This is a genomic window from Sporosarcina sp. FSL K6-3457 (assembly GCF_038007285.1).
GTDB lineage: Bacteria > Bacillota > Bacilli > Bacillales_A > Planococcaceae > Sporosarcina.
On the sequence record NZ_JBBOWX010000001.1, the window covers coordinates 3,568,734 to 3,588,267 of the forward strand.

Consider the following 19,534-nt stretch of genomic DNA (forward strand, 5'->3'; position numbering starts at 1 on the left):
CCCACCTTCAGTTTAGAATAGTACGCCAGACTGTAAAATGATATTCGAGTAAGGCGTCGCCTCTCCTGTCCGGATAATGACTTTTGAACGCCCTGTCAATTGCTTGAATTCTTCATGCGGTAATTCAGTCACTTGCGGGACTTGATGCTGAATTTCATCGAAAATCATTGGATTCATACTTACCATTTCACTTGCAATGACAGCGCTTTCTACTTCCAAATCGTCCAAAACAACCCCTAGGATTTCAAGGAAGGATGGTTTACCAATGATATAAGACAAATCAATACAACGGACTCCATCTGGAATAGGCAAGCCACAATCTGCAATGGTTATCTGATCCGTATGACCAAGCCTGGCAAATGTCGCTGCTAGTTCACGGTTCAAAATCCCCTTTTTCTTCACCGCTGGTCACTTCCAAGTCGCGCATCCACTGCCGCACGCGTCGGCATGCCGCCCTGCGCCCCAAATTTCTCAACAGATAACGATGCAGCAGCATTGGCAAACTGAACAGCTTCCTTCATGTCAAAACCTTCAACAATTGCATAGGCAAACGCTCCATTAAACGTATCGCCGGCTCCTGTTGTATCGACGACCTTTGTCTTAAAGCCTTCAACAATGATGTGCTTTTCTCCGTCATAATAACGAGCACCTGCACTTCCAAGGGTCACGATTAATTGGTTTGGATAGCTTTCTAACGCCGTTTTCATGTCTGTTCCAAAAATCTGTTCACATTCAGTTTCATTCGGTGTTAAATAAGATGTGTAACGCATGAATTCCTTGTCATAGCCACCAGCAGGTGCTGGATTTAACAAGACAGGAATATGTAGTTTCGAACAAAGCTCTAATGTGTGTAAAATTGTTGGAACTGGAATTTCCAATTGCATAATAACCAATTGACTGCTGCGAATCTGATCCTCCATATCATCAATATACGCGGGCGTCATTTCAAAATTAGCTCCTGGTACAACGATGATGCGGTTATCTCCATCCGACAACAAGATATTCGCAATGCCAGAAGCCACTTTCGAGCTTTGTCGAACGCCTGAAATGTCGATGGCATTAGCCTGCAGATTTTCAAGAAGCTCCTTACCAAAACTATCATTTCCCACACTCGCTACAATTTGCACCTGCCCACCAAGACGAGCTGCCGCTACCGCCTGATTGGCTCCTTTTCCTCCCGGTACAGTCGTATAAAGTTGACCTAAAACTGTTTCACCTTGTTTTGGAAAATCATCCGTTTGGACGACTAAGTCCATATTGATACTACCGATAACTGTAATCATCCTTCTTCACTCCTCGTTGTCCCACGAATAACCAGTTTAACTGGAACCTGAATTTCTTTATCTTCCAGTTCAATACCTTCTATTAATTTAATAAGCATCCGCGTCGCAAGTGTGCCCATCTTATAAACATCCTGTGCTACCGTCGTTAACCCTGGCGTCAACATACCACCGAGTGTAATGCCGTCAAATCCAACAACTTGTAAATCATCTGGCACTGCTATTCCTAGTGTATGCGCCGCCTTCAATACACCTGCTGCCGACACATCACTACTCGCAAAAACGCCGTCAATCCCTTTTGTATCTGATAGAAATTCCTGTGCAATTTTCTCCGACTGCTCAAAATGGAAAGGACATTCTATAATATGCGTTGTTATATTTTTCTCTTTAACTGCCTCTAGAAAGCCAGCTAGCCGATCATCCGCCGGCCCAAGTCCCTCGGGTCCACGCAGACAAACGATATTTCGACAACCTTGTTCTAGTAAATAAGTTGTTCCCATGCGTGCCCCTTCTTTATTGTTCGATGACACCGTTGGAATCGATGTATGAATTGTACGGTCCAACGCAACAATCGGTAGATCTAAGTCCTGATAATGACTCGCTTGCAATTGATTGGTCGTGACAATAAAACCCGCCACATATTTCTGCTTCAATGTTTCGATATAATGAATTTCTTTTTCAGCCTTCCTATCTGAATTGCACAGCACAACTGTATAGCCATACATCAATGCGACATCTTCTACTGCACGCGCAAGCTCCGGGAAAAATGGATTCATAATATCAGGTACAATTAAGCCAATAAACTTCGTTTGCTTCGTACTTAAAGAGCGCGCCACTTGGTTTGGTTTATAATTTAAGTCCTTAATGGCTTGCTCAATGACTTCTTTGGCCTCTTTACTAACATAGCCCTTCTTGTTCAAATAGCGTGAAATAGTCGCGACTGACACGCCTGCTTTTTTTGCCACATCTCGAATATTCGCCAATTAGTGCACCCTCTCCGCTGTATGTGTAACCGGTTACACATACTATAACAACAAAAAGATTTACTTGTCAATAGCCCTTCACTATATACATCGTATTTCAATATACTTCCTTATTCACCCAAAGAACTCCACTTTTATGCCGTTTGAATGCTCCTATAAGTGCTGTAGAAGTGGAATTTATGTACCTAAAAATACTTTTAAGCAATAGAAAATCCGTCAAAGTAGCGTTCACTTTGACGGATTTTCATTAGTTATTTATGCTTAATAGCTTCTGTAAACTGTTTTGTGCCCTTCATTGCTTCATCGTATAGCTCGATCGAAAGATTTTTCGTATCGTCGATTGTCGCTGACCAGTTTTCTTTCATGTCAGTGAATGCATCGACAAACAATGTCGACTGGTGATGGATGTCACCAATCGGGAACGCATACTTCTCTAAGTTCGCTAGTTTCATGAAGTCATTCACTTTATGGTGATACGAAATCGCCATAATTGGCGTTTCCGTACAAGTTGCCAAAATCAATGAATGCAATCGTGTCCCAATTATCACATCTTGCTGTGCCGTGATATCGAGAATCCTATCTGGTAGGAGATTATCATCGATAATTGTTGTTTTCTCTTTGTGCGTCATTTTTTTGACAATATCTTTCGTTACATCAGCATCCTGTGGAAACTTTGTTGCAAAAAATGTCAGTTCCACATCATGCTGCGCCGCAAGATTATCCAAGTTTTTCGCCATACCATCAACATAATCATTATAGATGGCAGTATTTCCTTCTGGCCAATAACCTGCATTGTAATAGGGTACTGCTGTAATTCCAATTTTCGTCGGGACAGTTGCTTTGTCCTGCACGACTTTCCGTAATGAGAATGCCGGATCGCCAATTATTTGCACTTGTTCTTTCACACCAATCGCTTGTAACAAGTCTGCTGATTCGGGATCACGTACTGAAATACTTTCCGCGTGTTTACACATATAGCGAATGAACCATTTACCCAACCCTGATAGCAGCGGGCCTGCTCCACAGCCATAAATGACATAAGGTATATTCGAATTTTTAGCCATCATAGCATACGAACCATACAACGGGGCTTCTCTCCGATACAAGTCCATTAAAATACCGCCACCGCCAATAATCAGCAAATCGAATGTCTTCACGACTTCTTTATTGAGACGGTACGTTTTGAAAAATGTTTTGACCGCATTCCCATTTTTATAGTAAAGAGGAAAACTACTGACACCATAGCGTTTCGCTGTCTGGTCAGGGTTATTACTAAAAACTGTGAGCTGTTCACTACTTATATTGAAGGTCGACGTGACCTGCTTAACGAGACTTAGCAAAATCGCTTCATCTCCATTATTATCATTCCCATAATTGCCGACAATACCGATTTTCATTGGCCAACTTCCTTTACTGCATGATAGCTTTATTATAGCATAGCGAACTACGGAGAGTTCAGTATGTATAATTTCTACGCTCTTTGCAGAACTTATACAAACAATGCAAAGGAGCAAATAGTTCAAAAGGCTCCCTCTATAGCCGTGCCACCTTATAAAAATGGAACCCATCACGAATGACGGGTTCCATCTATATTACTGATTAATACTACGATACAAGAATGCACTAAATTGCGCACGATTAACTGGTTTATTTGGATCGAAATTACCTTTTTCGTTACCTGTCGTCACACCGTTCTGTGCCAAAATATGAATTTGCTTATACGCCCAATGGCTGGATGGGACATCGTTGAATTTCTTCGTTGACTCACCTGACAAATTGTATGCTTTGACGAGAATGGCCGCCATTTGTGCACGTGTCAACTGGCCAGCTGGATCGAATGTTCCGTCCCCTTTACCACCTACTAAATTAGCACTTGCAATCGCATTGATTTCATTAAAATAACGATGCGTTGTTGGGACATCTGTAAATTTCTGTCCACCCGCTGCAGCTGTATTCAAATTGAATACTCGACTCAAAATAACTGCCGCATGCTCGCGAGACAATGTGTTACCTGGGTTGAATTTGCCGTCCAGATCCCCTTGAATATAGCCGAGATCCTTCAAATAACTAATCTCTGTATAGTAGGCATAGTTAGCAGGAATATCCGTAAATGCAGGTGTTCCATCCGATAATGAGATAGGAATACTAGCCGTTTTCGTTCCTAATGTCACAGTAACAGTACCTTTTCCAGATTTATTGGCAGCTTTGAAACTACCAGACTGTGTGATTGTTCCGATATCACCTGTCACACTCCACTTAACCTGCTCTGGTGAATAAATAATTGGTTTCCCTTGTGCATCCGTTGCATTCGCTTTAAATGCGACTGTAGCACCTGGCTTCACTTTCGTTGTAGATGGTGAAATTGTCAACTTCGCTGGTTCGTCAACAATTGTCACAGGGAAGCTTTGTTTCGCATTGCCGTATTGTACAGTCACGCGATCTTCACCAGCTGTAAGTGCGCTGTAGGCTAGTCCATTAGCAGATAAATTGCCATTCTCTGAAGTAGTTACTAGCTGGCTAGCATCCACTTTTAACGGATTATAGTAAGCATCAAGCACATGGTTGATGTTCAACGAAGTTGTTGCACCTACCAACATCGTGCCCACTTGATTACGCGATACGTTCAAATGTGCCGGCTCACTAACAGGTGCCGTACTAATCGCTTCAATAATCGCAGATACTCTCCGCTCTGCGGCTGTTGTCCGGTTTGCCAATACTACGGTGTTGCTCCCGTAATTTCGTACGCCCATAGCCGTTGAACCACCACCGTCAAAATTGATAGCACGATCATAACCCTGTGCCACCAAATAATTAGCAAACTGCGTCAATGTCATTCCTTTACTATAGCCGCTGACATTATCTACAGTAACTAAATGCACTTGCTTCTTATCTTTACTAATGGCAATTGCTGTCCGTGCTGTTGGCGTACTGGCACGCCAATTGGATGTGTTCATCGTAATATTTCGCTTGCCGTCTTTTACTAACATCGGACCACTCGCCAACATAAATTGAGAATCCATCCATTTATCGTCGATGGATAAAGAAAGGGAAACATCATCCCCAACATTCATGCCTTTAAAGCGTTCTAACCCTTTTGCACCGTGAACAGAAAGGACGAATCCTGTTTGTGGAATTTCCAATTTCTCTTTTGATCCGTAGCCCCGTACTTTCACAACTTTCCCTGTCAGCTGTTGACCATACTGTGTATTCGTAATCGGCTGACCTGTATCAATGACGACTTCAATCCCAAATTCATTGGAATTAGTATTTTTACTATTGTATTGCGGGGTAAAAATAATCGTTTCGTCGTTCTGACGCTCACGATTCAATCCTGTAATTTGATAGTTTTGACCTTTGTAGCCGATCTGTACGCCTAATTTAAACGTATCGATTTCAGCTAGTCCATCTTTTGTTACACCAAAGGCAATCGGCTGACTCACATAATAGCTAGATGAGCTGGAAATAACGCCTCCGTTGACAATGTCATTGCCTTGCGAGATTAAATACATTGGCAAGCCACTTTTCATATCGAAAAACGAAGCGTTCACTGCACCTACCACTCGATTTTCATCCCTTGAATCTCGATTCGCTTGAGCTGTTGTCGTTGCTGTTTTGGCAATAGGTGACGGTAAACCAACTGCCAATTTCGTATAAGGATCTCCTAAGTTAACCGCTAGATGGTTTATGTAATTGGTTGTCGAATTGGCATATTGTGAGTATGTCACGCCCGATGACACTGGATAACTTTTTACCGGAGTCTCTTTTGCTAATGTGTTTCCCGGTGCAGTCCATATCAGTGAGGCTGCTACTGCTGTTAGTGCAAGTTGTTTACTAAAACGTTTAATTGAAGCTACTTTACTAGTGATAAAGCGCCACTCTCCCTTCCTATGAATATACAGCTTACCAGAGGATTCGACAGATTACCATAATCTATAAGAAGGAAAAAAAACCATTCAGAGGGTATTCTTTCCCCCCTGAATGGTTCTGTTCACAAATCTTTCATTTTTAACTTAACATATTGATTGGTCTGCGAGGCAAATGCCCCAAAAATTAGGAAGAAGAACATAGTATACAACTTCAATTCCCAAATATTATAGTAGAAACCGGAGAATCCTGTTGCTAGCCAAAAAGCAATCATAAATTTACCAAAAGTAGTCTTGCGTTCTTTCCAAAACATACCAAGCATCGTGAGGAGGAATGCAGTAAACAAGACTACACCAATTGCTCCCGTTTCAGCAATGACTTGAATGTATTGGTTATCTGAGTAGAAATACTTTCCACCGTAAATATCCGAACGAATTCCATAGTATTTATAAATAGGGGACCCGTAGGACAACGTAGCCGATCCACCATACGAACCAAATCCAGTACCTGTCACGGGGTTATCCTTAAATACTTCAAATCCTTTTTCGATGTAGAAAAAGCGACCACTTTCGCTCATAAGTGCTAAGTTTTTTTCGTCAAATGTTTCATTGAAACGCTCAGCGATACCACCTGGTGGTACAATAGATTGCGTTTTGAATCCATATTCGGCAAAGAGCTTCACACCTAAGTTCACTGGGTAATAAACCAGTATAAGTGAAGCAACACCTGCGAGCGCAAGGCGTTTGAGCATCTTCCAGTTCTTTGTTGACACGATGAAGACAGCTCCGAAAACAGCTGCCGAAATCCAAGTACCACGTGAGTAAGTCATGATAAATGTACCAAGGAATAATACAAGGTTAATCATCAAAAACCATTTATATTTCTCTGATTTATAGATGTATTGAAGAAATAGGATAGCAATTATTCCGAATAACAACAGTAAGCCTAGCGAGTTTGGATTACCCGTTAATCCATAAATTCTTACAGCGTTCGTTGCAGATAACGTCTTATATTTCCAAGCATCTGGCAACAACAGCGTTCTCATAGATAGCTTTTCAACCAATCCATGAAGCGATAAAATCAAACTTGTCCACACCGTCACCCATGCAAACTGCTTCAGCCAATTTTCTGATACAAACATCCGTGACACGATGTAATAGAGCAAATACATAATGACAAACGTTCTAATTTGGAAAATAACGGAAGAAATGAGTACACCTTGTGTAAGCCCGATAATAGAGCCAAATAGCAGGAAGGCAAAGAACGTCCACTCAAACCATTTGAATGTGAACAAAGACTTCCACTCTCTCCCACTCGATAGCACTAGTTTTGCAAAGGCAACAAGTGTGATCAGATCCCCGATGAGTTTAAGTCCCGTATTCACTTCTAATAGAAATGGGCGAATACTGACATACACTACAAGGAACAACAAGCTTTGTTGCGGCCTCAAAAAGGCGAATAGTGCAAAAAATAACGAACTGAGGATAAGAGCAATCGACGTTGGAAGGAATAATGCAATACCCATCACCGCTAGTGCTACTATGAAATACAATGTATCTTTTTCTTTTAATTTCTCTTTTATAATTGTCATTAACCAATTAACCCTTTCTACGACTGCTCGCATGATAATAGGTGATACTTCGCTTTCAGTACAAAACATTTACTGATTCAAATTAAATTTCGAACAAAGTCCCTCGTAATTATAGCATTTTATATGACGTTGTGGTGCATCCTTTGGTTTCATTTTTATGACGAGCCAATTGGACCTTATTATTCTACTGAAATTCTGCTACTATGGAAGAACAATGAATAGGGAGGATTAAGTTTGAAAAAACTAGTTACTTTTACGTTACTCACACTACTTTTGTTTTCTCCACTCTTCCAAACAGAAGTATTTGCAAGTGATGTTGACGGACACCAAATGGAAACTGAGCTAAATTATTGGATTGCTAAAGGGGTTATCCAAGCGGATGCCAAAGGGAAGTTCAATCCCAACAAGGCGGTTACACGTGGGGAGTTTGCCTCCTATATCGCACGTGCACTAGAGTTACCGACTTCTACAAAATACACATTTAAAGATTTAAAAGCCAACGCAAGCCTGACCATTGAAATCCAAAATGCTGCGGGTGCTGGAATTTTGTCCGGCTATCCCGATAGTACGTTCAAGGCCAATGACAAAATTACACGCCAACATATGGCGGCAATGATGTACAAAGCCCTTCGTTATATGGAGCTCCCTGCGGATACAACCGTGTTCAAATTCAAAGATGCCAACAAGATTACAGCAAACTTTGTCGATGCTGTGTCTGCCTCTGTCAATTTGAATATTATTCGCGGAGATCATCGTAAAGACGGTGTCTATTTCAATCCTAAGGATAACGCAACCATCGCACATGCGTCAGCATTTCTTTTCAGAATGTTTGCGGCAGCTGATGTGTTAAAGCCGACTGTGTCAAGCGAACCGAACGAACCGAGTAAACCTGTCGAACCAAGTGCTCCAGGCGTCGACCCGGAAGTCTATAAAGTAAGTACCATCTCAAATGGACAATTAAATCCAACTTCTGCTATATACAAAACTTATGAAGATGCATTGGCTGCTTACAATGCATCTTCATCTGTTCAGGCAATTGTCAAAAACAACAAAGTGATAAATATGAAAGACGGGCGTGCTTTTGGCGCTGAAAATCCAAGACAAGTGACGACACTTTATAGTGATGCCGCCTTACGCACTGAAGTAACCTATATTCAAAAAGGCCGTGAAATGAAATATATCGGCAGTAGTCCTGATCATGTCATTGTAGAGGTAGCAGGCGCTACTTTCTATGCCAAGACGAGTGAAGTCAATCTGATTCCAACAGAACTTGTGACAGGCTATGACTTTTATGAGGTAGGTCAAGATGGCCTATTGTACCATAATACGTATGAGCAATTAGCAAAAATTCGTGGGGTCTATTACATTGGACAAGCCCCTTCAGCCATGCAAGTTGGCAAAAAGTATACGAGCTTTGACGGCGTTCATTTTGATGAAATGGGAACAACAAATACAATCATTCACTACCCATACTTTCAATTCCAATCTATTCGTCAACCTACTTCTTATAGTAGTGTAGAGCTTGATCGGTATATTTACGAGATTTTGAAGGACCGTGAAAATACAGGTATTGCCCGTTACCAGAGCGCGACTACCCAGTCAAAACTTATCGGCCTTGGTGACTATTTGAAGACAATTGAGGAAACACATCGTGTCAATGCAATGTTCATTCTCGCGACAGCTATTCATGAAAGTGATTATGGCATGAGTGGCAATGCCCAGACGAAAAATAATATTTTTGGTATCCAAGTGTTTGATTCAACTCCAGAATCAGGAGCAATCTATTTGCATCCCATCAACAGTATTGATGCATTCATCACACGCTATATCAATCTCAATTATGCAAATCCACTAGGCGCACATGCTAACGGAGCCGCCCCTGGGAATAAAGCAGTCGGCTTCAACGTGAAGTATGCTTCAGATCCTAACTGGGGTGCGAAAGTTGCCGGACATATGTGGCGCATCGATTCGTTTCTAGGTCAACGCGACTACAAACAAGCCAATCTCGGACGTATTATTTACACTGGTCCCGTTGGCGTCAATGTGCGGACAAGCCCAGATCCATTAAGCGAAAAACTGTTTTCATACAAACAGAAGGATCCTGGCTATAACGCTACATTCGGCTATCCTTTAGTCATCGTTGAAGAAACCATCGGCAGCGATGGTGAATTATGGTACAAAGTGCTGTCAGACGCTAATCCCCCATCAGATTACGGCTGGATTCGCGCAGACCTCGTTGAGCGTGTAACGAGTAGTCATTAAGGAAATTTTCCCGTCACATAATGTGGCGGGATTTTTCTTTGGTGAAGTTTTTTTAAGGGTAATGTGGAACTGTCAGTGCAAATCGCGGAACTCTAAGGGTAAAGCTCGAAACTGTCAGCGTAAGTTCCGATACTCTAAGAGTAAATGCAAACTGGCAGTGTAAATCGCGGAACTCTAAGGGTAAAGCCGGAAACTGTCAGCGTAAGTTCTGATACTCTAAGGGTAAATGCAAACTGTCAGTGTAAATCGCGGAACTCTAAGGGTAAAGCTCGAAACTGTCAGCGTAAGTTCCAATACTCTAAGAGTAAATGCAAACTGGCAGTGTAAATCGTGGAACTCTAAGGGTAAAGCCCGAAACTGTCAGCGTAAGTTCCAATACTCTAAGAGTAAATGCAAACTGTCAGTGTAAATCGCGGAACTCTAAGGGTAAAGCCCGAAACTGTCAGGGTAAGTTCTGATACTCTAAGAGTAAATGCAAACTGGCAGTGTAAATCGCGGAACTCTAAGGGTAAAGCTCGAAACTGTCAGCGCAAGTTCTGATACTCTAAGAGTAAATGCAAACTGGCAGTGTAAATCGCGGAACTCTAAGGGTAAAGCCGGAAACTGTCAGCGTAAGTTCTGATACTCTAAGAGTAAATGCAAACTGTCAAGGTAAATCGCGGAACTCTAAGGGGAAAGCCGCAAACTTCAGAACTCTAAGGGTAATTACCCCCTTCACACAATAATCCCATCAAAAATGCCCCTTACAACAACCGTAAGGGGCATTACTATTTCACAAAGCGTCTGTATGCTCAGAACCTGCTGGCAGTAAATCTAACAGACCAATACGTTCAAGACCGTTCTTAATCTTCGTCGTATAACCTAAAGCGTTTTGATTCAAATAATCGGCTTTTGAATAGATCATTTCTTCAAATATCGGAAGTCTCGCCGGGTCAATCTCAGACCATAATTCATAGGCATTAATTAAATCCTCCAAAGTCAAGTGGACATAATCGCGTCCGATAAATTCATATTCAGGTGAAATCTTATACCAAATGTCACCATCTGGACGGATCCACTTCGCCTTGTCTTTTTCAATCGCTGTCTGAATACTAATCGCCGTATTCAAGTACACTGGATCATTAAATTCTTGATACGCCTTCAGCAAAATGTTCATCCCACCGAGTAAATGGTTCATGGACGTATGCGTCTTCACCTCTTGTGCTAATGGGAAATAGTCCGATATATAATAGGACTCACTATCTACTTGGATGATATTTCCTTTTTCCTTCTGTGACACAAGTAAGTTAGCGTAGTTTTTCAATCCAACATTATAATCCGTATGATTAAATACTTTCCCACTATTATACAAAAACAAAGCAATCTGCTCGTTAAACCTTGTATCGACAAACGGCGCCGTCATATCATACAAGGTTTTCAAGTACGTACTCGTCACTTCCGTTTCCCAATACGTCGCTTCTCCTCTAAAAATATCTAGATTGGCAAACGAATTATACAATAGGCTTTCATAATACCGTTGATTCGTTTGCGAATAAAGCGCCATAACTCTGTCCTCTTTCACAAGTAACAGGTTGCGACCATACCCTCTTCCCGACTTCGGCATTGGCTCAACAGTTGTCGCCATTTTATTATATGGGCCTTGTGCTGTATACCACTTATTGCGTTTTTTATAATTCACTGCTGACTCTAACATCCACGCATCCAAATGCTTTCGATCTTCAAATAATCGTTCCGCCGAAGACAGCAGCCACTGATCGACTACGTCAAAACCTCTTGACTGCAATCGGTAAATCGACAGCTGTGTTTCCCCAAGTCGCGCACCACTAAATGCTTCGTTTTCCAGCAACAATTCCCTAGTGTGACTTTCTGCACCTGTCGGATATTTCTGGTATAACTCTGCTGAACGGTACGCCTTTCCAATCATTCGTTGGGCTGTTTTACCGTTAACATCTATTTTCTCTAAGATTCCTGTTGGATACGTTGTAATGTCAAAGCCAAACGTCTCATCGACATTTTTTTTGATTGGGAATCGGCTATATTCATGGAGAACGACTTTCTCCAAACCAACCTCCGTCTGAATGATATCAACCGTAATCGGCATACGCTGAGGGTTTCTTAGTTCAGTAAATAAAAAATAGTCGCCATTCGGCAGTTCTCTCTTCGTTAACGTTACCTTTGCAGGTGACAAACCGACCACACTATACGTATAGACAATATCTTTGGCATGCGAATGTTGCACCGTTTTCTCTCCTGCAAATTGCATTGTATAATTCGACCGTAGATAAGTTTTAGCAGCTGTTGAAATCGGTACTTCTACAAACTGCTGTTCATAGCGAATTGGCTCATACTGCCCAAATGTCGTAGGCGGAATGAAAACCGTCGCTGGTAATTGGTCAATCATCTCGGTCAGAATCATCGCACGATGCATAAAGACCACGAACGAGGCACGATTCACAGCCCCTTTTGGATCGAACGTCCCGTCTTCTTTCCCACTTGTAATATCATGTTGTGCAAGTACTTTCACGCCGTACTTATGCTCTTCACTAATTTCTGCATCATCTTTAAAATGAATTTCTTCTCCTGTATCTTGTAACTTGAAAGCCCGAACAATAGCCGTTGCCATTTGCTCACGCGTCAGCACATCACCAACACCGAATGTACCATCCGGATTCCCTGTAAAAATCCCTGCATCCGTTGTCGCAATAACACCTTTCGCATGGGATGATTTCGCATTCACATCTTTATAAATCGGTTTGTAAGCTGTATACGGCAACTGCAAGGCATTGGTCATCAAATTAGCTGCCTGCGCTCGTGATACTTCTAAACCAGGTCTGAACTGCTTGTCCGGGTAACCGTTAATAACGCCCAAATCGACAAGTTGTGTCACTTCATCTTTTGCCCAAAATTCATTATGTACGTCTGTAAAGCTTTGATTTATCGGATTCGCCTGGACACTCATACTCATGATACCAAAACTAAACACTGAAAGAACAACGGCTACTAAACCAATTTTCAGTGAGCCCTTCATTTTTCTATTGCGAAACATGTATTGATTTCCCCCTTGCTTGCTTATCTTACTTAATTTGTACAGTTATCTTTCTATAATACCATAAAAAAATATCGAAAAGGCCTCCCATTTACTAGGAGACCCACTCGTTACTCTATTGTTTTCCCAGCAAAGGTTTCTCCACTTTTGCGGGCTTGTACATCGATTTGAAGGTCTGGATAATTTTCTTTTGACGCTTTAGCAAATTGATTCGCCAATTCTTCTGCCCGTTCCTTTTCCATATCCGCTACGACTTCGAAGTCGACCAAGACAAATCCACCGCTATCCTCTGTCACGATAATATTGACCGAAGAAACGCCTTCTTCTTCGGCAAATAACTCTTCCAAGTTATCGTCCGATTTTGCCGTGTCTGACTTATCAACGACACCTTGCTGTTCAAGGTGATTTTCAACTTCTTCTTGCTTCACTTCTTCCTTTTCGGCTTCCTTTTCGGGTTCATCCTTGCTAGCTGACTCCCCACAGGCTCCAAGTAAAAGAGCTGTTCCTAACACTGCGACGAACAATGCTGACTTTTTCATATTAGGTCCTCCTCCTTCATTTGAAATCTGTTTTATCCTAACAAAAAAAAGTGCGAGCTGCAAGGCTCACACTTTTTGGTTCGTTCGTTTTTCAGCATTTTGATCAAGTTGGTCGAACAACAAGCTATGCGCTGCTGTCGCTCCCAATTGCTCTCTTTGCTTAAATAATTGTTCGACAAGCGTTGCCGTACTAAACTGCTGAACAATCTGATTGGCTTGCTGTGCAATCGCATCACTGACGGCTGCTTCAATTGCTTGTTGGGCTGCTGCTACTACGCTTTCTTTTGGTGTATATGCCATGTCCTTTTCAGCTTCTTTTACAGTCTCTTCGATGACAGTTGCTGCAATAGATTGCACAGCTCTTGCTGTATAGGAAGTTGATGCAATATTACGCTCATAAGCACCTTTATTAATCTCAGCAGCTAGTTTAGCTATTGCCGGTCGCAATTCCTGTACCGCTTCCATCGCAAACGTCAATTCCTTTGGATGGTCAGCAAAATACGGATTATCGTACCAATATTGCTCTTCAAATTTACCTTGTGAAGCAGCGATGGCATTGTTATAAGGTGAATTATACCAAGCATTCGCTGGCTTGCCGATTCCATGCTTTGCTGCAAGTGCCGGGTCCGTAATAAATGCAGTAATATGCGGCACTTCACCCGGAGCTTTTTTAAAATCTGCAATCAGCTCATCTAAACGCCCTTGTCGTTTCACGATTTCCGTTTGATCGCCCGACTGAATGGCCTCTTTTAATGAACGGTGTTGTCCATCGATCAAATTTCCATAATACATCTTGTTCTGTTTAAATTCACCATTAATCTTATCGTACCAAGCAGGATGCTGTTTCGCCTGAAAGTTATGATAATCAGACCAATCATTCGTACGAATCGATTCAAGAATTAAGTTATTACGTCCGTGATTGACAGCTGCCAAAGGATTGATGGCCGCTGCTTCCTTGCCCCATACTTTTCGCCACGCGTCATCTGATGTACTACCTGCATCACGGACTTGCATCGAAAATGATCGTTCATTATTTAATGCAGAAACAAACACATGTCCACCTCTTTTCTATATTTTATTGCCTTTACATACATATATCTATCTTATCTGAGTTTCGGCATAATAGTAAAATTGTTTAGTTCCTTTTAGAAAAAAAGTCAGTAATCGTAGTTGGATTATTACATTAAGGTAAAAACAATGTCCATTTTCTCGTCTTGGATAGTAGTCCGGGTGTAAATAAGACCATTTTATTCATCCACAGTTGGCTATTTAATTATAAATGGCATAGAAATATCCATCATACTGCCGCTAATTCCATTGACAACATCTGCGCTAGCACACTTTGTCTTTCTGCATATATATAGTGAGAATGTTCGGAGGGATGAAAATGATAACGATAAGTTTATGCATGATTGTTAAAAATGAAGAAAAGGTCATTGGAAGGTGCTTAGAGTCAGTTAGCAGGCTAGTAGATGAGATTATTATTGTAGATACGGGGTCCAGTGACCGCACAAAAGACATTGTGAAAAACTATACGGACCGCGTTGTTGATTTTCAGTGGATTGATGATTTTGCAGCAGCACGCAATTTTTCATTTCAACAAGCTACGAAGGACTACATTCTTTGGCTGGATGCTGACGATATCTTTACAAAGGAAGATCAGGAGAAGTTCACATCGCTGAAACAGTCATTGTCTCCTTCAACCGATGCCGTTTCATTGAACTACCATTTAAGTTTTGATGAGGAGGGAAATGTAACTTCTCTATTGAGAAGATATCGCTTAGTTAAAAGAGAAAAGAATTTTCAGTGGATTGGAGTAGTACATGAGTTTCTTTCTGTGTCAGGAAATCTAGTTGATGGTGATGCCGCTGTCACCCACTCCCCTTTAAGCCATGATCGCGAGCGTAATCTTAGAATTTATCGCAAGTTGATTGATTCAGGAGAGACACTTTCCCCACGAGATACATTCTATTATGCCAATGAATTAATGGATCATAGTCTTTTTGAAGAAGCCAGCAATTATTATAAGAAGTTTCTAGATTCAAAGTTAGGCTGGATTGAAGATGAAATTCGAGCATGCTTGAAGCTTGCCAATTGTTATTTCGAATTAAATGATAAAGAAAGTGCATTGCACGCAACCTTACAAACCCTTATCTATGATGTTCCACGGCCCGAAACCTGTTGTCGACTCGGTTATTACTTTATGGAGCAAGGTAAAAATGAAGCTGCTATTCACTGGTATCATCAAGCGTTGCTTTATGAAGTGGACCAACATCTAAGTTTTCAAAACATCGCATTTTCTACTTGGGTACCTCATCTTCAATTATGTGTCCTCTATGATCGATTGAAGCAATATGATAAAGCCTATCATCATAACGAGTTAGCCCGGAAGTATAAACCAATGGACGACAGGATCGTAGGTAATAAAAAGTATTTGGAGGATATATTGAAGAAGGTAAATATTAAGTCGATATGAATCCGCCAAAATGCTAACTGATGGCCCACCTCGTTAGGTTCCTTCATACGGTTCGATATGTTCTTTCAGTTAATTAATAGCTGTTGTATTCGGCATTTATATATGATTGTATTCCGCTATTTCCTACATCATAAATTCTAATACCTTGTCATATTTCATTTAATTATTTCTAAGACAAGTAGTTGATTGCCCGTCACTCCGTCTACCGCATGAATAGGATGTTACGGAAAGGAGCGGTAAAATGAATTTTTACGATTATGTAAGACAGCAATCCAATAAATGTGACGAATCAAGTAATTGTTGTGAGTGTAATGAGTTTTGCGGATGTAACAATTGCTTATGCTGTTGTCCAAATGAATGTCAAGGAGCTACTGGGCCGACTGGACCTGCCGGACCGACTGGCGCTACAGGGAACCAAGGACTTCAAGGACCTACTGGCGCTACGGGGGCGACTGGTAATACCGGGGCTCAAGGACCACAAGGCATTCAGGGAATTCAAGGAGTACAAGGCGTTACGGGTAATACTGGACCTCAAGGACCACAAGGCATTCAGGGGATTCAAGGGGTACAAGGCATTACGGGTAATACCGGACCTCAAGGACCACAAGGCATTCAGGGGATTCAAGGGGTACAAGGCGTTACGGGTAATACCGGACCTCAAGGACCACAAGGTATTCAGGGGATTCAAGGCGTACAAGGCGCAACGGGTAATACCGGGGCTCAAGGGGCAACTGGACCGCAAGGCATTCAGGGAATACAGGGCGTCACAGGTGCTACGGGAGCGACTGGGGCGACTGGACCTCAAGGGCTTCAAGGAGTTCAAGGTGTTACCGGGAATACTGGACCTCAAGGTTTAATGGGGGTCACCGGGGCGACGGGCACAACTGGAGCGACTGGACCTCAAGGGATTCAAGGAATTCAAGGTGTTACCGGGAATACTGGGCCTCAAGGTTTAATGGGGGGTACCGGGGCGACGGGCACAACTGGAGCGACTGGACCTCAAGGGCTTCAGGGAGTTCAAGGTGTAACCGGGAATACTGGACCTCAAGGTTTAATGGGGGTCACCGGGGCGACGGGCACAACTGGAGCGACTGGACCTCAAGGGCTTCAAGGAGTTCAAGGTGTAACCGGGAATACTGGACCTCAAGGTTTAATGGGGGTCACCGGGGCGACGGGCACAACTGGCGCGACTGGACCTCAAGGGATTCAGGGAGTTCAAGGTGTAACTGGGAATACTGGGCCTCAAGGTTTAATGGGGGTCACCGGGGCGACGGGCACAACTGGCGCGACTGGACCTCAAGGGGTTCAGGGAGTTCAAGGTGTAACTGGGAATACTGGGCCTCAAGGTTTAATGGGGGTCACCGGGGCGACGGGCACAACTGGCGCGACTGGACCTCAAGGGATTCAGGGAGTTCAAGGTGTAACTGGGAATACTGGGCCTCAAGGACTTCAGGGAATTCAAGGGGTACAAGGCGCAACTGGGAATACCGGGGCTCAAGGGGCAACTGGACCGCAAGGCATTCAAGGAATACAGGGCGTCACAGGTAATACTGGAGCACAAGGACCACAGGGGATTCAAGGGGTAACCGGTAATACTGGGCCTCAAGGATTAATGGGCGTCACAGGTGCTACGGGAGCAACTGGACCGCAAGGCATTCAAGGAATACAAGGTGTTACAGGTAATACTGGAGCACAAGGACCACAGGGAATTCAAGGGGTAACCGGTAATACTGGGCCTCAAGGGGCGTCACAGGTTAATGGGCGTCACAGGTGCTACGGGAGCAATACTGGGGCAACTGGACCGCAAGGCATTCAAGGAATACAAGGTGTTACAGGTAATACTGGAGCACAAGGACCACAGGGAATTCAAGGTGTAACCGGTAATACTGGGCCTCAAGGATTAATGGGCGTCACAGGTGCTACGGGAGCAACTGGGGCGACTGGACCGCAAGGCATTCAAGGAATACAAGGTGTTACAGGTAATACTGGAGCACAAGGACCACAGGGAATTCAAGGGGTAACAATACTGGGCCTCAAGGATTAATGGGCGTCACAGGTGCTACGGGAGCAACTGGGGCGACTGGACCTCAAGGCATTCAAGGAATACAAGGCGCCACAGGTGATACTGGGCCTCAAGGCATTCAGGGAATACAAGGCGTCACGGGCGATACTGGACCTCAAGGTATTCTCAAGGCATTGGACCTCAAGGCATACAGGGAATACAAGGCGTCACAGGTGGCGTCACGGGCGATACTGGACCTCAAGGCATACAGGGAATACAAGGTGTCACGGGCGATACTGGACCTCAAGGCATTCAAGGAATACAAGGCGTCACAGGCGATACTGGACCTCAAGGCATTCAGGGAATACAAGGCGTCACGGGCGATACTGGACCTCAAGGCATTCAGGGAATACAAGGCGTCACGGGCGATACTGGACCTCAAGGCATTCACAGGGAATACAAGGCGTCACGGGTGATACTGGACCTCAAGTCACAGGGCGATACTGGACCTCAAGGCATTCAGGGAATACAAGGCGTCACGGGCGATACTGGACCTCAAGGCATATACTGGACCTCAAGGGAATACAAGGCGTCACAGGTGACACTGGACCTCAAGGCATTCAAGGAAGGCGTCATACAGGGAATACTGGACCTACAAGGCGTCACAGGCGATACTGGACCTCAAGGCATTCAGGGAATACAAGGCGTCACAGGCGATACACCTCAAGGCATTCAAGGAATACAAGGCGTCACTGGGGATACTGGACCTCAAGGCATACAAGGCATACTGGACCTCAAGGCATTCAAGGAATACAAGGCGTTACAGGCGATACTGGACCTCAAGGCATTCAAGGAATACAAGGCGTCACTGGGGATACAGGACCTCAAGGTATACAGGGAATTCAAGGTATTCAAGGAGCAACGGGTCCTACTGGTCCCACAGGCTCGCAAGGTATTCCGGGCGTTAGCGCGCTAATTCCATTTGCTTCAGGAACTTCAGTCGTCACATTAAACACACTAGCTCTAGGATTAGTTGGTACTCCAGCCCTTGTAGGATTCGGGACTTCTATGGCCGGCGTTTCTATTGCTGGTGGTTCATTCACACTACCCGTTTTAAGTAACTTAGCCTTTAATGTGCCTCGTACAGGAACACTAACAAGCATATCGGCATTTTTTAGAAGTTCTATTGGGCTGAACCTCCCATTATCCACAATGACCGTTCATGCGGAGATTTATCGTGCAACAGGTAATAGCAGCACCTTTAGCGCTACTGGCGTCACTGTCAGTCTAGTGTTCCCTAGCACAATCTCGATTGGTACTGCGGTTGCAAATACTGCAAGTGGCTTCACATTCAATGTCAATGCGGGTGACCGTTTGCTAATGGTGTTTTCTGCAACTGCCAGCGGCATTAATCTAGTAAACACATTGACAGGCGAGGCAAGTGCAGGTCTGAGCATCAATTAATAAAAGCACATGCAAAGAGGCTTTATT

15 protein-coding genes are annotated in these 19,534 nt (G+C 43.2%); 6 read left to right on the top strand and 9 right to left on the bottom strand.

The window, feature by feature from the left end:
- Positions 1 to 12: 12 nt before the first annotated feature.
- The 6 genes from rbsD to N1I80_RS17495 all read right to left on the bottom strand — a co-directional run bounded on the left by rbsD (position 13) and on the right by N1I80_RS17495 (position 7,718).
- Positions 13 to 402 carry a D-ribose pyranase gene (rbsD, locus tag N1I80_RS17470; RefSeq protein ID WP_340739113.1) on the bottom strand — a complete coding sequence of 130 codons (390 nt, stop codon included), beginning with the start codon at positions 400 to 402 and terminating at the stop codon, positions 13 to 15.
- The gene (rbsK, locus tag N1I80_RS17475; protein ID WP_340739114.1) at positions 399 to 1,283 is read right to left on the bottom strand and encodes a ribokinase; all 885 of its coding nucleotides are present in this window, start codon (positions 1,281 to 1,283) and stop codon (positions 399 to 401) included. Before rbsK ends, rbsD begins: the two co-directional genes overlap by 4 nt.
- The gene (locus N1I80_RS17480; RefSeq protein WP_340739115.1) at positions 1,280 to 2,263 is read right to left on the bottom strand and encodes a LacI family DNA-binding transcriptional regulator; all 984 of its coding nucleotides are present in this window, start codon (positions 2,261 to 2,263) and stop codon (positions 1,280 to 1,282) included. The genes rbsK and N1I80_RS17480 overlap by 4 nt, the downstream gene beginning before the upstream one ends.
- 251 nt (positions 2,264 to 2,514) lie before the next feature.
- Positions 2,515 to 3,660, bottom strand: coding sequence for a polysaccharide pyruvyl transferase family protein (locus N1I80_RS17485; RefSeq protein WP_340739116.1), 1,146 nt, complete (start codon positions 3,658 to 3,660; stop codon positions 2,515 to 2,517).
- 195 nt (positions 3,661 to 3,855) lie between these two features.
- Positions 3,856 to 5,988: an S-layer homology domain-containing protein gene (locus tag N1I80_RS17490; protein WP_340739117.1), complete on the bottom strand. Its 2,133-nt coding sequence runs from the start codon at positions 5,986 to 5,988 to the stop codon at positions 3,856 to 3,858.
- 263 nt (positions 5,989 to 6,251) lie between these two features.
- Positions 6,252 to 7,718, bottom strand: coding sequence for an O-antigen ligase family protein (locus tag N1I80_RS17495; protein WP_340739118.1), 1,467 nt, complete (start codon positions 7,716 to 7,718; stop codon positions 6,252 to 6,254).
- A gap of 234 nt (positions 7,719 to 7,952) precedes the next feature.
- Here N1I80_RS17495 and N1I80_RS17500 point away from each other — a divergent pair, with 234 nt between their 5' ends.
- On the top strand, positions 7,953 to 9,980 hold the full coding sequence (locus tag N1I80_RS17500) for an S-layer homology domain-containing protein (protein WP_340739119.1): 2,028 nt from the start codon (positions 7,953 to 7,955) through the stop codon (positions 9,978 to 9,980).
- Between the two features lie 772 nt (positions 9,981 to 10,752).
- Here N1I80_RS17500 and N1I80_RS17505 read toward each other — a convergent pair.
- The 3 genes from N1I80_RS17505 to N1I80_RS17515 all read right to left on the bottom strand — a co-directional run bounded on the left by N1I80_RS17505 (position 10,753) and on the right by N1I80_RS17515 (position 14,618).
- The gene (locus N1I80_RS17505) at positions 10,753 to 13,026 is read right to left on the bottom strand and encodes an S-layer homology domain-containing protein (protein WP_340739120.1); all 2,274 of its coding nucleotides are present in this window, start codon (positions 13,024 to 13,026) and stop codon (positions 10,753 to 10,755) included.
- Positions 13,027 to 13,136: 110 nt separating this feature from the next.
- Entirely contained in the window at positions 13,137 to 13,565 is a 429-nt protein-coding gene (locus tag N1I80_RS17510) for a hypothetical protein (protein ID WP_340739121.1), read from the bottom strand.
- A gap of 66 nt (positions 13,566 to 13,631) precedes the next feature.
- The gene (locus N1I80_RS17515; RefSeq protein ID WP_340739122.1) at positions 13,632 to 14,618 is read right to left on the bottom strand and encodes a hypothetical protein; all 987 of its coding nucleotides are present in this window, start codon (positions 14,616 to 14,618) and stop codon (positions 13,632 to 13,634) included.
- Positions 14,619 to 14,952: 334 nt separating this feature from the next.
- Here N1I80_RS17515 and N1I80_RS17520 point away from each other — a divergent pair, with 334 nt between their 5' ends.
- The 5 genes from N1I80_RS17520 to N1I80_RS17540 all read left to right on the top strand — a co-directional run bounded on the left by N1I80_RS17520 (position 14,953) and on the right by N1I80_RS17540 (position 19,507).
- Entirely contained in the window at positions 14,953 to 16,041 is a 1,089-nt protein-coding gene (locus N1I80_RS17520; protein WP_340739123.1) for a glycosyltransferase family 2 protein, read from the top strand.
- Positions 16,042 to 16,282: 241 nt separating this feature from the next.
- Positions 16,283 to 18,085: a hypothetical protein gene (locus N1I80_RS17525; protein ID WP_340739124.1), complete on the top strand. Its 1,803-nt coding sequence runs from the start codon at positions 16,283 to 16,285 to the stop codon at positions 18,083 to 18,085.
- Positions 18,085 to 18,519: a collagen-like triple helix repeat-containing protein gene (locus tag N1I80_RS17530; RefSeq protein WP_340740121.1), complete on the top strand. Its 435-nt coding sequence runs from the start codon at positions 18,085 to 18,087 to the stop codon at positions 18,517 to 18,519. The genes N1I80_RS17525 and N1I80_RS17530 overlap by 1 nt, the downstream gene beginning before the upstream one ends.
- Entirely contained in the window at positions 18,516 to 19,019 is a 504-nt protein-coding gene (locus N1I80_RS17535; protein WP_340740122.1) for a hypothetical protein, read from the top strand. The genes N1I80_RS17530 and N1I80_RS17535 overlap by 4 nt, the downstream gene beginning before the upstream one ends.
- A complete protein-coding gene (locus tag N1I80_RS17540; protein ID WP_340740085.1) occupies positions 19,019 to 19,507 on the top strand; it encodes an exosporium glycoprotein BclB-related protein in 489 nt (162 codons plus the stop codon). Before N1I80_RS17535 ends, N1I80_RS17540 begins: the two co-directional genes overlap by 1 nt.
- Positions 19,508 to 19,534: the final 27 nt, after the last annotated feature.

Bases quoted from the DNA above. Each gene is read 5' to 3' on its own strand.
- rbsK (WP_340739114.1), bottom strand. From the start codon at position 1,283: ATGATTACAGTTATCGGTAGTATCAATATGGACTTAGTCGTCCAAACG.
- N1I80_RS17485 (WP_340739116.1), bottom strand. From the start codon at position 3,660: ATGAAAATCGGTATTGTCGGCAATTATGGGAATGATAATAATGGAGAT.
- N1I80_RS17495 (WP_340739118.1), bottom strand. From the start codon at position 7,718: ATGACAATTATAAAAGAGAAATTAAAAGAAAAAGATACATTGTATTTC.
- N1I80_RS17505 (WP_340739120.1), bottom strand. From the start codon at position 13,026: ATGTTTCGCAATAGAAAAATGAAGGGCTCACTGAAAATTGGTTTAGTA.
- N1I80_RS17510 (WP_340739121.1), bottom strand. From the start codon at position 13,565: ATGAAAAAGTCAGCATTGTTCGTCGCAGTGTTAGGAACAGCTCTTTTA.
- N1I80_RS17520 (WP_340739123.1), top strand. From the start codon at position 14,953: ATGATAACGATAAGTTTATGCATGATTGTTAAAAATGAAGAAAAGGTC.
- N1I80_RS17525 (WP_340739124.1), top strand. From the start codon at position 16,283: ATGAATTTTTACGATTATGTAAGACAGCAATCCAATAAATGTGACGAA.
- N1I80_RS17530 (WP_340740121.1), top strand. From the start codon at position 18,085: ATGGGCGTCACAGGTGCTACGGGAGCAACTGGGGCGACTGGACCTCAA.